Genomic DNA, 15,097 nt, shown 5'->3' on the forward strand with positions numbered 1-15,097 from the left:
TTACGTAGGGGAAACATGCAGGTAGGGCGGGTGTGGTGGCACGGCGGCGCTGCTAAGTTACCGGCATGACAAGTTCGCCGAGCCTGCTGTTCAACCCCGCCACCTACGACCCTCAGCATTTCGATGCCGAGACCCGGCGGCTGCTGCGAGCCACCATCGAGTGGTTCGAATCCAAGGGGAAGGCGCAGCTGCTGGCCGAGGACCGGGCCGCGGTGTGGGTCCAGGAATTCCTCGACTTCGTCGCGAAGGAGAAGCTGTTCGCGACCTTCCTGACCCCGGCCGCCTACGCCGACGGCGACCCGAACAAGCGCTGGGACGCCGCCCGCAACGCGGCGCTCTCGGAGATCTTCGGCTTCTACGGCCTGGCGTACTGGTACGCCGAGCAGGTCACCATTCTCGGCCTCGGCCCGATCTGGCAGAGCGACAACGAGATCGCCAAGCGCAAGGCCGCCGCCGACCTCGACGAGGGTCAGGTCATGGCCTTCGCGCTGTCCGAGCGTGAGCACGGCGCCGACATCTACAACACCGACCTGATCCTCACCCCGAGCGAGCCGGGCAGCGCCGACGCCGAGGCGGGCATCCTGTTCCGCGCCAGCGGTGAGAAGTACTACATCGGCAACGGCAACGTGGCCTCGATGGTCTCGGTCTTCTCCCGCCGCGCCGACGTCGAAGGCGCCGAGGGCTACGTCTGGTTCGCGGCCGACAGCCGCCACGAGAACTACCACCTGATCGACAGCGTCATCCACGGACAGATGTATGTCAGCCACTTCCGGCTGGAGAACTACCCGGTGACCGCCGCCGACGTGCTGCACGAGGGGCCCGAGGCGTTCTCGGCCGCGCTCAACACCGTCAACGTGGGCAAGTTCAACCTCTGCCACGGCGGCATCGGCATGGTCGAGCACTCGTTCTTCGAGGCCATCACCCACGCCAACAACCGCATCCTCTACGGCAACCCGGTCACCGACTTCGCCCACGTGCGCGGCAATTTCGTCGAGGCCTACGCCCGGCTGATCGCGATGAAGCTGTTCAGCGACCGCGCGGTCGACTACTTCCGCAGCGCCTCGCTCGAGGACCGCCGCTACCTGCTGTTCAACCCGATGACCAAGTCGAAGGTGACCTCCGAGGGCGAGGTCGCGATGACCCTGCTGCTGGATGTGCTGGCGGCCAAGGGTTTCGAGAAGGCCACCTACTTCGCGCAGGCCTCGCGCTACATCAATCACCTGCCCCGGCTCGAGGGCACGGTGCACGTGAACGTGGGCCAGATCCTGAAGTTCATGCCGAACTACCTGCTCAATCCGAAGGAGTACCCGGCGATCGGCACCGACCTGGCGCCGGGCGACCAGGAGTTCTTCTGGCAGCAGGGCCCGGCGCGCGGCGCGGGCAAGGTGCAGTTCGCCGACTGGACCCCGGCCTACGAGCAGGCCGCGCAGGTGCCCAACGTGGCCCGGTTCTACGAGCAGGCCCAGGCGCTGCGCACCCTGCTGCTCACCGCCGCGCCCGACGCCGCCCAGCAGAAGGACCTGGACTTCATGCTGACCATCGGCCACCTGTTCTCGACGGTGGTCTACGGCCAGCTGATCCTCGAGCAGGCCGAGCTCACCGGCCTGGATCGCGATGTCGTCGACCAGATCTTCGACTTCCAGATCCGCGACTTCAACACCCATGCGACCGCCCTGCTGGGCAAGCCGTCGGTCACCGAGGACCAGCGCGCGTGGGCCGTCGGCGCCCTGCGCAGCCCGGTCGCCGACGCCGAGCGGTTCGACCGCGTGTGGCAGCAGGTGAAGTCCTACGACGGCGCGTACGCGATGCGCCCGTAGTCGGCCGGGTCGCGGCGCCGCGGCCGGCGTCGCGACCCACCGATCCGGCGAGCGGCGCCGGGCGGCGGGCCACCGTCGGTTCGCGGCTCGGCCCCACGTGGGCGCCTGACCGCTCGTGTGGGGCCGCCGACGCTCGGTGCGGGGCTTCCGGAGCGCGCGGCCCCGGCACTCCGCACCGCACGCTGACGCCGACTACACCGCTGCGCGGCCGGGGAACGTTGTCGTCACCGGGGACGCACCCAGGATGGCCTGCCAGCGCGCCCGGCGCACCGCGGCTTCGGTGAGCGCTTCGGTCGCGGCGGCGCGCACCGTCTCGTCGGCGGCTCGTTCGACCACCGTGTACCACGCTGCGGCGCAATCGGTTTCGACCGCCACGGCCAGGTGCGCCGCCGGGATCGGGTCGTCGACGGGGAACGGCGGGTTGTAGGCGGCGGCGGGCGCGGCCGGCGCGGTACCGCTCGCCTCGAGCAGTTCGATGGTGGCGTCGCGGCGGACCCGGTGCGCGGCACTGAACTCCGCGACCAGGCGGGCCCGGTCGGCATTGGCGTAGGCCGCGATGACGCCGTAGGAGTACACCGCCGCGTACTCGCGGTCCAGCGCGGCTTGGAGCGCCTGGCGTTGCTCGGTCATGTCAGCAGAACTCCCGCCTGGGTGGCGCAGGCCGCGCTGATCGAGGCCAGCAGCCCCGCGCGGTAACCGGATTGGGTGCGCGCCGCCGTGGCCGCCGACTGCTGCGAGCGGACGAGCTGATCGCGCAACTGGGCGAGCGTGAGCGGCTGGGTGGGTGTCGCGGCGACCGAGGCGGGCACCGAGCGCCCGTCGGGGCCGGGCACCATCACCTCGCCGGTGCGGTGCACGGGCGTGGTGCCGTCGCCGTAGACGCCGATCACCCGGTCGATCTCGGTGCGCAGGGCATCGGCGTGCGCACCGCGCTCGGTGGCGATCGTGGTCAGCACGGCCTGCGATTGCGGCGCCAGCGCGATCGCGGCCTGTGCGGCGGCCGCGTCAGCGCGGGCCAGAACCGCTTGCGCGGCAAGCGGATCCGGGGCGTGCACGGTGTCGTCCTCGGCGCAGGCCGCCAGCACCGCCACCGCGGGCACGCCGAGTGCGCTCGCGCCGACGATGCGCAGGAGCGAACGCCGCCGCCATTCCCCCGGTCGCGTCGGCGGCGTGAGCGTCGTGGCGCTGCTCGCCGCCGGGTCGGTGGGCGTCCCGTCGATGCCGGTACTCGCGGCCGAAACCCGGTGGGCCGCAGCGTGTCCGGGTCCGGACGGCTCGGTCGGCGGCTGGCCCGCCGGGCGCCGACCGACAAGGGCCGAGCGCGCCGGCACGGAGGATGGCCGCAGTGCCACGGCGGTGGTCGCGCCGCTGTCCGCGGGCCCGGCCGTGGATCCGGTCGTCGCCGGTGCGGTGGGGAGAGCTGACCCGGGGTGCTGCTCGGCGACCAGGCACGACGACTCGCTCGTCATCGGGCGGGATTCGTGCCGGTCGGAGCGCATGCCGGAAGGTCGCCCGGCGCTCGGCGGGGCGGTATGGCGGAAGGGCACGTCCACCATCGTGCCAGATCGGCGGCGGCGCGCTCGCCGGTGTCACGACACGACGGGCACGCCGACCAGGACCGGTGCGCGACCCTCGTCCGCTGGTCCTTTACACTCTCGGAGCGCGTTACGCTAGACCTTCGGCGTAGAAAATTTCCGATCGCGTCACAACTGAACCAGGAGCCGCCCATATGCCGATGCCCACCGAGGAAAGGGTGAGCCAGCTCGTCGCTGAGCTCGTCGCACGCCGGGGATTCGACCTCGAGGGCGTCGCGATCACGTCCGCGGGCAAAGACGAATTGGCGCCGGTTCGGTTGAAGGTCACCGTCGACAGCGACGGTCCGGCCGATCTGGACGCCATCGCCGAGCTCAGCCGGGAGATGTCGGCGCTGCTCGACGAGGCCGCCGACTCCGGCGACGCCGCCTATCTGCTCGAAGTCACCACGCCCGGGGTCGACCGGCCGCTGACCGCCGAGCGGCACTGGCGCCGGGCCCAGGGCCGCAAGGTGAAGGTGACGCTGCGCGAGGGCGCCGAACCGGTCGAGGGCAAGTCCCGCTTCGAGGCGCGCGCCGGGGTGCTCGCCGAGGACGGGACCATCGCGCTCGTGCTCGGCGGCAAGAACAAGCCGCACCGCGTGCACGTGCCGCTCGCCGACATCGCCACCGGCGTCGTGCAGGTGGAGTTCAACCCACCCGGCGCCGCCGAACTCGAACTGGCCGGTGGCATCGCCGCGGGCCGCCCCGTGCCGGGCGAAGAGCCCGCCGACCTCGCCGCTGCAGGCCATCACAGTGACTCTCCCACCGAAGGGGTTGCGGAATGAACATCGAAATCGAAGCTCTGCGGGCGATCGTCGCCGACAAGGGCATCCCGATCGAGACCGTGATCTCGGCGATCGAGTCGGCGCTGCTGACCGCCTACCGGCACACCGAGGGTCATCAGCCCAACGCCTACATCGACATCAACCAGAAGACCGGCGTGGTCCGGGTGATGGCGCGGGAACTCGACGCCGACGGCAACCTGGTCTCCGAATGGGACGACACGCCTGAGGGTTTCGGCCGCATCGCGGCGACCACCGCCCGTCAGGTGGTCCTGCAGCGGCTGCGCGACGCCGAGAACGAGAAGTCCTTCGGCGAGTTCTCCACCCACGAGGGCGACATCGTGGGCGGCGTCGTCCAGCGCGACGCCAGGGCGAACGCCCGCGGCATCGTGGTGGTCCGCATCGGCAGCGAGGCCAACGGCGCCGAGGGCCTGATCCCGCCCGCCGAGCAGGTGCCCGGCGAGACCTACGAGCACGGCGACCGGATCAAGTGCTACGTCTACGGCGTCTCGCGCGGCCCGCGCGGGCCGCAGATCCAGCTCTCGCGGACCCACCCGAACCTGGTGCGCAGGCTGTTCTCGCTCGAGGTGCCCGAGATCGCCGACGGGTCGGTGGAGATCGTCGCGGTGGCGCGCGAGTCCGGGCACCGCTCCAAGATCGCGGTGCGCTCCACCGTGCCCGGGGTGAACGCCAAGGGCGCGTGCATCGGCCCGATGGGTCAGCGCGTGCGCAACGTGATGAGCGAGCTGGCGGGGGAGAAGATCGATATCATCGACTACGCCGAGGACCCGGCGACCTTCGTCGGCAACGCGCTCTCGCCGTCGAAGGTGGTTTCGGTCACCGTCGTCGATCCCGAGGCCAGGGCGGCCAGGGTGATCGTGCCCGACTTCCAGCTGTCGCTGGCGATCGGCAAGGAGGGCCAGAATGCCCGCCTGGCCGCCCGTCTGACGGGCTGGCGCATCGATATCCGCAGCGACGCCGCCCCCGAGCAGGGCGGCACCATGCGGCCGGAGGCGCACCGTAGTTGACGAAAACGCGGGAATCTCGACCCCCGGATGACATGTTCGTAACTTCGAGAGGGGAGGGGTTCGTCGTTATGACCGGGTCACCGGTAGAGTGGGTGGAAGACCGGCCCGCGCAATCCGTGCGAACCTGTATCGGATGCCGTCAGCGCGAGCCGTCTGCCGACCTGTTGCGGATCGTGGCGCGGCATCGGGACACCGGCTCGGCCGGGGTCGCGATCGTTCCCGACCCGCGGCGCAGACTTCCCGGACGGGGTGCCTGGCTGCACCCCGTTTCAGCTTGTCTGCGCACCGCAGAGCGGCGCCGAGCATTCGGCAGAGCCCTACGAGTGTCCGGAAATCTGGATATCTCAGCCCTGGAGCAGTACCTCGAGAACAGGCACGAGCACTCATGAGCACACCGTGAAGCACCAACGATGAACGTCCATCGGAGATAACCCGAGGTCGTGCGGGCCGCCGTCCCCTTACACGGTGGCGCTGCTCGGCCTCTCAGTGAGGAGAGCAGTGGCAGGCAAGGCCCGCGTGCACGAGTTGGCCAAAGAACTCGGTGTCACGAGCAAGGAACTACTCGCGAAGCTCAAGGAGCAAGGCGAGTTCGTGAAGTCGGCGTCCTCGACGGTGGAAGCACCCGTCGCACGTCGTCTGCGCGAATCGCTCGCGTCGAAGTCCGCCCCGGCGGCCGACGCGAAGCCGGCGGCCCGCCCCGGACCGTCCCAGGCGGCCCGTCCGGGCGCCAAGCCCACCCCGGGCGGTCCGCGTCCGGGCCCGCGTCCCACCCCGGCTCCGGCCGCGGCGGCGACCCCCGCGGCACCGGCCACCCCGGCGCCCGCCGAATCGGCTCCGGCCGAGCCGAAGCCGGCTCCGGCCGCCAGGCCCACCCCGGCCGCCGCGCAGCAGTCGGCTCCGGCCGCCAAGCCCGGCACCCCCGGCCCGCGTCCCGCCCCCGGCGCCCCGCGCCCGGGTCAGCCGCGTCCGGGTCAGCCCGCGCCGGGCGCCCAGGCGCCGCGTCCCGCCGGTCCCGGCCCCAAGCCGGGTCCGAAGACCCCGCGCGTCGGCAACAACCCGTTCAGCTCCGCGCCCGATCGCGAGCGTCCCGCGCCGCGTCCGGCCCCGCAGGGCGGCCCGCGTCCGACGCCGGGTCAGGGCGGTCCCCGCCCGGCTCCGGGTCAGGGCGGCCCCCGTCCCACGCCCGGTCAGGGCGGTCCCCGCCCCGGTCAGGGTCAGGGTGGCCCGCGTCCGGCCGCCGCGCAGGGCGGTGCCCCGCGTCCCGGTGGTCCGCGTCCCACCCCGGGTTCGATGCCCCCGCGGCCGAACCCCGGTGCCATGCCCCAGCGCTCCGCGCGTCCGGGTCCGGCGGCCGGTGGCCGTCCGGGTCGTCCGGGCGGTGCGCCCGGTGGCGCCGGTCGTCCCGGTGGCGGCGGTGGCGGCTACCGCGGTGGCGGTGGCGGTGCCCCCGGTGCCGGTCAGGGTGCCGGTGCGCCCGCGGCCGGTGGTTTCCGTGGTCGTCCCGGTGGCGGAGGCGGTCGTCCGGGCGGTCCCGGTGGCCGTGGTGGCGCGGCCGGTGCGTTCGGTCGTCCCGGTGGCGCTCCGCGTCGTGGCCGTAAGTCGAAGCGGGCGAAGCGCGCCGAATACGAGAACATGCAGGCGCCCGCCGTCGGTGGCGTGCGGCTGCCCCGCGGCAACGGCGAGATCATCCGTCTCGCCCGCGGCGCGTCGCTGTCGGACTTCGCCGAGAAGATCGACGCGAACCCGGCCGCTCTCGTGCAGGCGCTGTTCAACCTCGGCGAGATGGTCACCGCGACCCAGTCGGTGAACGACGAGACCCTCGAGCTGCTCGGCAGCGAGATGAACTACGTCGTGCACGTCGTCAGCCCCGAGGACGAAGACCGCGAGCTGCTGGAATCGTTCGACCTCACCTACGGCGAGGACGCCGGCGGCGAGGACGACCTCGAGCAGCGTCCGCCGGTCGTGACCGTCATGGGTCACGTCGACCACGGTAAGACCCGACTGCTGGACACGATCCGCAAGGCCAACGTCCGCGAGGGCGAGGCCGGTGGCATCACCCAGCACATCGGCGCCTACCAGGTGCTGACGAACCTGAACGACGAAGAGCGCCTGATCACCTTCATCGACACCCCGGGTCACGAGGCGTTCACCGCCATGCGTGCCCGTGGCGCGAAGGCCACCGACATCGCGATCCTCGTGGTCGCGGCCGACGACGGCGTCATGCCGCAGACGGTGGAGGCGATCAACCACGCCCAGGCGGCCGACGTGCCGATCGTGGTGGCGGTCAACAAGATCGACAAGGAAGGCGCGAACCCGGACAAGATCCGGCAGCAGCTGACCGAGTACGGCCTGGTGACCGAGGAGTACGGCGGCGACACCATGTTCGTCGACATCTCCGCCAAGCAGGGCACCAACATCGACGCGCTGCTGGAAGCGGTCCTGCTGACCGCCGACGCCTCGCTCGACCTGCGGGCCAACCCGGACATGGACGCCCAGGGTGTCGCCATCGAGGCGCACCTCGACCGCGGCCGTGGCCCGGTGGCCACCGTGCTCATCCAGCGCGGCACGCTGCGCGTCGGCGACTCGATCGTGGCGGGCGACGCCTACGGTCGCGTGCGCCGCATGGTCGACGAGCACGGCGACGACGTCGAGGCGGCCCTGCCGTCGCGGCCCGTCCAGGTCGTCGGTTTCACCTCGGTGCCCGGCGCCGGTGACAACCTGCTCGTCGTCGACGAGGACCGGATCGCTCGCCAGATCGCCGACCGCCGCAATGCGCGCAAGCGCAACGCGCTGGCCGCGCGCAGCCGCAAGCGGATCAGCCTGGAAGATCTGGATGCCGCCCTGAAGGAGACTTCGGAGCTCAACCTGATCCTCAAGGGCGACAACTCCGGTACGGTCGAGGCCCTCGAAGAGGCCCTGCTCGGCATCGAGATCGACGACGAGGTGCGTCTGCGCGTCATCGACCGCGGTGTCGGTGGCGTCACCGAGACCAACGTCAACCTGGCGTCGGCCTCGAACGCGATCATCATCGGCTTCAACGTCCGTGCGGAGGGCAAGGCCACCGAGCTGGCCAACCGCGAGGGCGTCGACATCCGGTACTACTCGGTGATCTACCAGGCCATCGACGAGATCGAGAAGGCCCTCAAGGGCATGCTCAAGCCGATCTACGAAGAGGTCGAGCTGGGCCGGGCGGAGATCCGCGCGATCTTCCGTTCGTCGAAGGTCGGCAACATCGCCGGTTGCATGGTGCTGTCGGGTTCGGTCAAGCGCAACGCCAAGGCGCGCCTGATCCGCGACGGCCGGGTGATCGCCGAGACGATGACCATCTCCTCGCTGAAGCGGGAGAAGGACGACGCCACCGAGGTGCGCGAAGGTTACGAGTGCGGTATGACCGTGACCTACAACGACATCAAGGACGGCGACATCATCGAGGCCTACGAGCTGCGCGAGAAGCCGCGCGACTGATATCGCACACCGTTCCGCACGCCGCATCCGAGACCTTCGGGTGCGGCGTGCGGTCATGCGGGCGAATCCCATCAACCAGGAGGTGAGCACCGCTGTACATCGGTGCGCTCGAATTCGATCTACTGCTCGGTGACGTGCACTCGCTCAAGGAGAAGCGGTCGGTGATCCGCCCGATCCTGGCCGAGCTGCAGAAGCGTTTCGCGGTGAACGCCGCCGAGGCCGGAGATCAGGACCTGCACCGCCGGGCACTGCTCGGCGTGGCCATGGTCAGTGCGGAAACCGGGCACCTGAACGAGGTGCTCGACAAGTGTGAGCGGCACGTCGCCGCCCGTCCGGAGATAGAGTTGCTGGCAGTACGCCGCCGGATCTTCGGACCCGAGGACTAGTAGAGGAGGACAGACCCATGGTGGATCAAGCCAGGGCACGCCGACTCGCCAAGCGGATTTCCTCGATCGTGGCCACCGCGATCGAGTACGAGATCAAGGATCCGCGGCTGCGGTTCGTCACGGTCACCGATGCCAAGGTGACCGGCGACCTGCGTGAGGCGACGGTGTTCTACACGGTGATGGGCGAGACGCTCGACACCGAACCCGACTACGCGGCCGCGGCCGCGGGTCTGGACGCGGCCAAGGGCGTGCTGCGGTCCAAGGTGGGGGCGGGGACCGGGGTGAAGTTCACCCCGATCCTGTCGTTCACGCTGGACACGGTGCCCGACGCGGCCCGTGAGATGGAGGAACTGCTGGCCAGGGCTCGCGCCATCGACGACGAGGTGGCCAAGGTCGCGGCCAACGCCACCCACGCAGGCGAGGCCGACCCGTACAAGTCCGATCGCGACGACGACGGCGACGAGTAACCGGGCATGAACGGTCAGGGCCCGGCGCCGGTGGCCGGCGTGGCTGCGCGGTGCGCCACCGTGCTGGACGCGGCCGTCGCCGTGCTGGCGGCGGCGCGTTCGGTGACGGTGCTGTGCCACGTGCAACCCGATGCCGACACCATCGGGTCCGGGCTGGCGCTGGCGCTGGCACTGGATCGCCGGGGCGTGCCGGTGACGGTGTCGTTCGCCGAGCCCGCCGAACTGCCCGCCTCGCTGCGCAGCCTGCCCGGCATCGAGCACCTGGTGCCGCCCGCGGAGGTGCCGGGCGAGGTCGATCTGCTGATCGTGGTCGACTGCGGCGCGCGCAGCAGGCTCGGTGCGCTCGCCGACCGGTTGCCCGGTGCGTCGTCCACGCTGGTGATCGACCACCACCGTGCCAACGAGGGCTTCGGCACCGTCGACCTGATCGACGAGACCGCCGCCTCGACCACCGAACTCGTCACCCGGCTGCTCGACGCGTGGGGCGTGCCGATCGACGCGGAGATCGCGCACTGCCTGTTCGCGGGACTGGTCACCGACACCGGTTCGTTCCGGTGGGCCCGTCCCGGTTCACACGGCCTGGCCGAGCGGCTGCTCGCCACCGGTATCGACGGCACCGAGATCACCCGCGTGCTGCTCGACACCCATCCGTTCTCGTGGTTGCCGATGCTGTCGAAGGTGCTCGCCTCCGCCGTGGTCGTGCCGTCGGCCGCCGGGGTGGGTCTGGTGTACGCGCTCGTGCGCGCCGCCGACACCCACGAGGTGGGGCCGGAGGAGGTGGAGAGCGTGATCGACGTCGTCCGCACCACCTCGGAGGCGGGGATCGCGGCCGTCTTCAAGGAGTCGCGCGGGCAGAACGACCGCTGGACGGTGTCGCTGCGCTCCCGCGATTCGGCGCCGGGCACCAGCGACGGCGTCGATGTCGCGGCGGTCGCGAGCGCCTTCGGCGGGGGCGGCCATCGTTTCGCCGCGGGCTACACCACCTATGGGAGTGCGGGCGATGTGGTGCGCGCGTTGATCGCCGCCCTCGGTTGACCGTCGGGGACGGCTCTTCGCGCAGGACGACGGCTGACTGTGATCGACGGCAGCTGGCCCTGAAGGACATCGCTGACCTGGCGGGATGGCTGTGCAGAGTGACGGCTGATCCCGGCGGGCGACGGCTGGCTGCGGAGGCCGCCGGCTGACCGCGTGACGGTGGCTGACCGGGTGACGATGGCCGGCATCACGCAGCCGAGGGTGACCGGGCACCGCGCAGGCGCCACGTCAGTGGCACGCCCAGGATCGTCGCGGCCGCGCACAGCCCGAAGGCGAACGCCGGTCGGTCGACCAGTAGGCCGGTGGCGCCGGCGACCACCAGGCCGCCCAGATTGCCGGACATCCAGATCAAGCCCGCCGCGGTACCGTCGGCCGCCCCCGTGCGCCGTTCGGCCAGGGCGAGCACGATCGGCAGCGCCGGCAGCAGAGTGAGTCCGATCAGGACGAAGGCCAGGAAGCCGGTGGCGAGACCGGGCGCTACGGCGACGAGCAGGCAGGCGAGTGCGCTCGCCGTGAGACCGGCCATGACCGCGGGCAGTTCGACGCCCCGCCGCAGCACGGCCACCGGCACGACCGCACATCCGATCACGCCCGCCACGACATTGATCAGCAGCGCGATACTCGCGGCGTCGGCGCTCACCCCGGCCGGTTCGAGCAGTGCCTGGCCGTACGTGGCGAGGGCGACGAAGGTGCCGAAGGGGAGGAACACCGCGGCGCAGAGCCGGCGGACGTAGCGGTCGCGCAGGGTTGCCCGCAGCACCGTCAGGGCGGAGTCCCCGCCCGCCGCCCGGACGAACGCGCCCGTGCCGGGGGTGGTGAGCGCGCCTCGATCAGGGCCGGACGTCGTCGAGTCGGCGCCTGCCGGGGGCTCGGCCCGGTCAGCGGGGTCGAAGCCCGCTCCGGAGACGCTGCTCGTGGCGGACCGCGCCGGTACGGCGGAGCTGGCCGGGGCTCGGTCCTCGAAAGGTCGTCCGGCGCGCAGCAGTTCGACCGTCAGCAGCACGGCTGCCACGGTGGAGAATCCGGCGCCGAGCGCGGTCAGGGTCCACAGCTGGTGCTCGGCGGGGAAGACCGCGCCGAGGACGAAGGCCGCGGCCATGCCGGCGAAAGTGCTTGCGGTGCCGACCGCGATCCCGGTAGCCCGGTCCTTCACGTCGAGGTAGTGCCCGGCGAAGCCGGTGATCGCGTTGAGCACGAGCGGCTGGGCCACCGCGACGACGGTCTGGCCGAGCAGCACCACGGCGAAACTGTCGTGCAGCAACCGCAGGTCGGCGCCGAGCGCGGTGAGCACGGCGCCCGCGATCAGCGCGGGCCGGAACCACCGGTCGAGCAGGATGCCCGCCGGCACCGCCAACGCGACGTAGAGCAGCGGGAACATGTTCGCCAGCCAGCCGACCGCGGATTCGGAGACGTCGAAGTGCTCAGCGGCGACCGTCGTCACCGGCGCGTAGGTGAGCCACACCAGCTGGGTGGCCGCGCCGACGAGGGCGAAGGCCGTGATCAGTCGCCATCGGTTCATCATCGCGGTGTCCTCGGTGCTCGGGGCTTACGCCGGTAGGCCGGCAGCGGCCGTGCGGCCGAAGCTGGGCAGGTGACCAATATTGCCGCCCCGGCGCCCGCCGCGCACGACTTCTCCCGCATCGGCCCACCGGTCCACGCGCAACGCGACCCGCCCAGGTGGGCGGGACCTGCCCGGCGGCCGGTTTTCGTCCCGACTCGCGCCGGTCCTTCCGGCGAGCGCTCGAACCGCGCGCCTGCTGTGCCGGAATCGCGCCCGCGCGCCGCCGCCGGGGAGGGGCGCAGTTCCGGCCGGCTCGCCGTGGTCGACGCACCGGAGCAGCGTCTTCGCGGCGGACACGGGCGCGATTGTCCGGTCGGTCGCGTCCGTGACCACGTGTCGGCGACGTGTGCGACCATCGGGCGGACGCGGCGCGGGAGGCGCCCGGGACGGGAGGGACGGGCGTGAGTTCCACGGTTGATCGGGAGGCCGAAGCCGGGCCGCGGCGGATTCTCGGGATCGCGCTGCCCACGCTCGGTGTGCTCGTGGCCGAGCCGCTGTATCTGCTGTTCGACATGGCGATCGTCGGCCGGCTGGGGGCGTTGGCGCTGGCCGGTCTCGCGGTCGGCGGCGTGATCGTCGGCACGGTGAGCACTCAGCTCACCTTCCTGTCCTACGGCACCACGGCGCGAGCGGCACGCAGGCACGGCGCGGGGGACCGGGCCGGCGCGGTCGAGGAGGGCATCCAGGCGAGCTGGGTGGGGCTCGCGATCGGACTGGCGATCCTGGTGGTGGTGCAGGTGTTCGCCGGGCCACTGTGCGCGGCGATCGCCGGCGGCGGCGATATCGCGGAGGAAGCGCTGACCTGGGTGCGGATCGCCCTGTTCGGGGTGCCGCTGATCCTGCTCTCGATGGCCGGGAACGGCTGGATGCGCGGCGTCCAGGATGTCCGTCGTCCGCTGATGTACGTGGTCGCGGGGCTGGTGCTCTCGGCGCTGCTGTGCCCGGTGCTCGTCTACGGGCTGCTCGGCGCACCCCGCCTGGAACTGGCAGGCTCGGCGGTGGCCAACGTGGCCGGTCAGCTCGTCTCGGGTGGCCTGTTCGTGTACGCGCTCCTGCGGGAACGGGTTTCGCTACGGCCACGCCCTTCGGTGATGCGCGCGCAGCTCGTGCTCGGCCGCGATCTCATCGTGCGCAGCCTCTCGTTCCAGGTGTGCTTCGTCTCGGCGGCTGCGGTGGCTGCCCGCTTCGGCGCGGCCTCGGTGGCCGCCCACCAGCTGGTGCTGCAGCTGTGGAATTTCCTCGCGCTGACGCTGGACTCGCTGGCCATCGCCGCGCAGACGCTCGTCGGCGCGGCGCTCGGCGCGGGCAACGCGCGCGGCGCCAAGGGGATCGCGCGCCGGGTCACCGGCTGGTCGGAGATCTTCGCTCTTGTCCTGGCCGCCGCCTTCGCCGCGGGTGCCGGCGTGATCCCGCTGCTGTTCACCAGCGATGCCCAGGTGCTCGACCGCACCCACGTCATCTGGTGGTTCTTCGTCGCCATGATCCCGGTGGCCGGTGCGGTCTTCGCCCTCGACGGCGTGCTGCTCGGCGCGGGCGACGCCGCCTTCCTGCGCACCGCCACCCTCGCGGCCGCCCTGGTCGGTTTCCTGCCGCTGATCTGGCTCTCGCTCGTGTTCGACTGGGGCGTGGCGGGCATCTGGTCCGGGCTGGTCGCGTTCATGCTGCTGCGCCTGCTCGCGGTGGTCGCCAGGGCCCGCTCCGGCCGCTGGGCCAGGGTGGGCGCAGACATCCCGCGCGGCGCGGCCTGAAAAGTGGCACTCGTCACACCAGAGGCCTCGATCGCCCGGGCGCACTACCGTCGGAACGGTCGACTTCGAGCCGGTGATGGAGGCGGAGCAGTGCGTGGCGTGATGTCCAGGGGTATCGGTCTGCGGTTGGTGACGGGCGCCGCGGTCCTGCTGGCGGCGGCCGGGCTCGGCGTTCCCGCCGCGCAGGCGGCGCCGGAAGGCGCGGGCGCGCTGCTCGGGCATCTCGAACAGCCCTCCGGGTGGGGTGACTGGTCGCGCGCGGCGATCGTCGACTACCGCACCGAGGGGCCCACCGGCGGACTCATCAACGGCGCCGGTCTCGTGCTGCTGCCGGACACGCCCGCGCCCGCGGGTGGCTATCCGATCGTCGCGTGGGATCACGGCACCAGCGGTCTCGGCCCGCAGTGCGGCATCACGACGAACAAGGCGGTGCACGAGCGCCCGCTGCTGCAGTCGTTCCTGGACCGGGGCTGGGCCGTGGTCGCGCCGGACTACCTCGGGTTGTCCGCCGGATCCGACACCGTGCACCCGTACCTGCACACCCGCACCGAGGCGACGGCCACGATCGACCTCGTGCGCGCCGCGCGCGCGGCCGAGCCCGGCCTGTCGAAGACCTGGGCCGTGGTCGGCGGTTCGCAGGGCGGGCACGCCGCGCTCGGCACCGGCAATCTCGCCGGGGACTACGCGCCGGAACTGGACTTCCGCGGCACCGTCGCACTGGCGCCGGAATCCAATTTCGAGCAGATCCTGTCCCGGCTCGACCCGCGTGTCCCGAACCTGCCGATCGTCGACGAACTGGTCGGCCCGTTCGCGGGCATTCTCGCCGGATTGCGCGCGACGCGTCCCGATCTGGATGTGAACGGCTTGCTGAGCCCGCGCGGTCGCGAGGTGGTCGACGCGATCGCCACCAGCTGTGTCGAGGATTTCGGCGAGGTGGTCGACGGCGCGTCGATCGGTTCGCTGCTGGCGCGCCCGGTGGAGGCCGACGGCGTCGGCGCGGCCCTGCGCGACTACATGGTGGTGCCGACTGTCGGCTACCGGCAGCCGATCCTGATCGTGCACGGCGCCGCCGACACGGTGGTCCCGCTGCCGATGAGCTACGCCCTGCTCGCCCAGATGCGGGCATCGGGGACGGCGGTGGAGTTCGGCCAGTATCCCGGCGGTCATCCCGAGATCGACGCGCAGGCGCGACCGCGGGTGCTGTCGTTCGTCGCGGGCCTGTTCGACGCCTGAT

The 15,097-nt window shown here is 71.7% G+C and carries 13 protein-coding genes; 10 read left to right on the forward strand and 3 right to left on the reverse strand.

What is annotated here, in order from left to right; all coding sequences use genetic code 11:
- Positions 1 to 65: 65 nt before the first annotated feature.
- Positions 66 to 1,817, forward strand: coding sequence for an acyl-CoA dehydrogenase family protein (locus tag AB0H56_RS13095; protein ID WP_357161528.1), 1,752 nt, complete (start codon positions 66 to 68; stop codon positions 1,815 to 1,817).
- 192 nt (positions 1,818 to 2,009) lie between these two features.
- Here the strand turns inward: AB0H56_RS13095 and AB0H56_RS13100 are convergent, their stop codons facing one another.
- Entirely contained in the window at positions 2,010 to 2,447 is a 438-nt protein-coding gene (locus AB0H56_RS13100; protein ID WP_357161531.1) for a DUF4439 domain-containing protein, read from the reverse strand.
- Positions 2,444 to 3,364: a hypothetical protein gene (locus AB0H56_RS13105; RefSeq protein WP_357161534.1), complete on the reverse strand. Its 921-nt coding sequence runs from the start codon at positions 3,362 to 3,364 to the stop codon at positions 2,444 to 2,446. The genes AB0H56_RS13100 and AB0H56_RS13105 overlap by 4 nt, the downstream gene beginning before the upstream one ends.
- A 182-nt stretch (positions 3,365 to 3,546) precedes the next feature.
- Here AB0H56_RS13105 and rimP point away from each other — a divergent pair, with 182 nt between their 5' ends.
- The 7 genes from rimP (at position 3,547) to AB0H56_RS13140 (ending at position 10,554) form a co-directional block, all read left to right on the forward strand.
- Positions 3,547 to 4,176 (forward strand): ribosome maturation factor RimP, encoded by a 630-nt coding sequence (gene rimP / locus AB0H56_RS13110; protein WP_357161536.1) that lies wholly within the window; start codon positions 3,547 to 3,549, stop codon positions 4,174 to 4,176.
- Positions 4,173 to 5,201 carry a transcription termination factor NusA gene (gene nusA / locus AB0H56_RS13115; RefSeq protein ID WP_357161539.1) on the forward strand — a complete coding sequence of 343 codons (1,029 nt, stop codon included), beginning with the start codon at positions 4,173 to 4,175 and terminating at the stop codon, positions 5,199 to 5,201. Before rimP ends, nusA begins: the two co-directional genes overlap by 4 nt.
- Positions 5,202 to 5,269: 68 nt before the next feature.
- On the forward strand, positions 5,270 to 5,590 hold the full coding sequence (locus AB0H56_RS13120; protein ID WP_357161542.1) for a YlxR family protein: 321 nt from the start codon (positions 5,270 to 5,272) through the stop codon (positions 5,588 to 5,590).
- 109 nt (positions 5,591 to 5,699) lie between these two features.
- The gene (gene infB, locus AB0H56_RS13125; protein WP_357161545.1) at positions 5,700 to 8,666 is read left to right on the forward strand and encodes a translation initiation factor IF-2; all 2,967 of its coding nucleotides are present in this window, start codon (positions 5,700 to 5,702) and stop codon (positions 8,664 to 8,666) included.
- Between the two features lie 92 nt (positions 8,667 to 8,758).
- The gene (locus AB0H56_RS13130) at positions 8,759 to 9,052 is read left to right on the forward strand and encodes a DUF503 domain-containing protein (protein ID WP_067492601.1); all 294 of its coding nucleotides are present in this window, start codon (positions 8,759 to 8,761) and stop codon (positions 9,050 to 9,052) included.
- 17 nt (positions 9,053 to 9,069) lie between these two features.
- Positions 9,070 to 9,519 (forward strand): 30S ribosome-binding factor RbfA, encoded by a 450-nt coding sequence (gene rbfA / locus AB0H56_RS13135; protein WP_232999835.1) that lies wholly within the window; start codon positions 9,070 to 9,072, stop codon positions 9,517 to 9,519.
- 6 nt (positions 9,520 to 9,525) lie between these two features.
- On the forward strand, positions 9,526 to 10,554 hold the full coding sequence (locus AB0H56_RS13140) for a bifunctional oligoribonuclease/PAP phosphatase NrnA (protein ID WP_357161548.1): 1,029 nt from the start codon (positions 9,526 to 9,528) through the stop codon (positions 10,552 to 10,554).
- Positions 10,555 to 10,741: 187 nt separating this feature from the next.
- On the opposite strand, the gene AB0H56_RS13145 is transcribed toward AB0H56_RS13140, so the two are convergent.
- Positions 10,742 to 12,076, reverse strand: coding sequence for an MFS transporter (locus AB0H56_RS13145; protein ID WP_357161551.1), 1,335 nt, complete (start codon positions 12,074 to 12,076; stop codon positions 10,742 to 10,744).
- 440 nt (positions 12,077 to 12,516) lie between these two features.
- Between AB0H56_RS13145 and AB0H56_RS13150 the strand changes: the two genes are divergently transcribed.
- Both AB0H56_RS13150 and AB0H56_RS13155 read left to right on the forward strand, forming a co-directional pair.
- Positions 12,517 to 13,863, forward strand: a complete 1,347-nt coding sequence (locus tag AB0H56_RS13150) for an MATE family efflux transporter (protein WP_357161554.1) — start codon at positions 12,517 to 12,519, stop codon at positions 13,861 to 13,863.
- 102 nt (positions 13,864 to 13,965) lie between these two features.
- Positions 13,966 to 15,096: a lipase family protein gene (locus tag AB0H56_RS13155; RefSeq protein ID WP_357161557.1), complete on the forward strand. Its 1,131-nt coding sequence runs from the start codon at positions 13,966 to 13,968 to the stop codon at positions 15,094 to 15,096.
- The last annotated feature ends 1 nt before the right edge of the window (position 15,097 follow it).

This window comes from Nocardia sp. NPDC050717, assembly GCF_040654275.1.
Lineage (GTDB): Bacteria > Actinomycetota > Actinomycetes > Mycobacteriales > Mycobacteriaceae > Nocardia.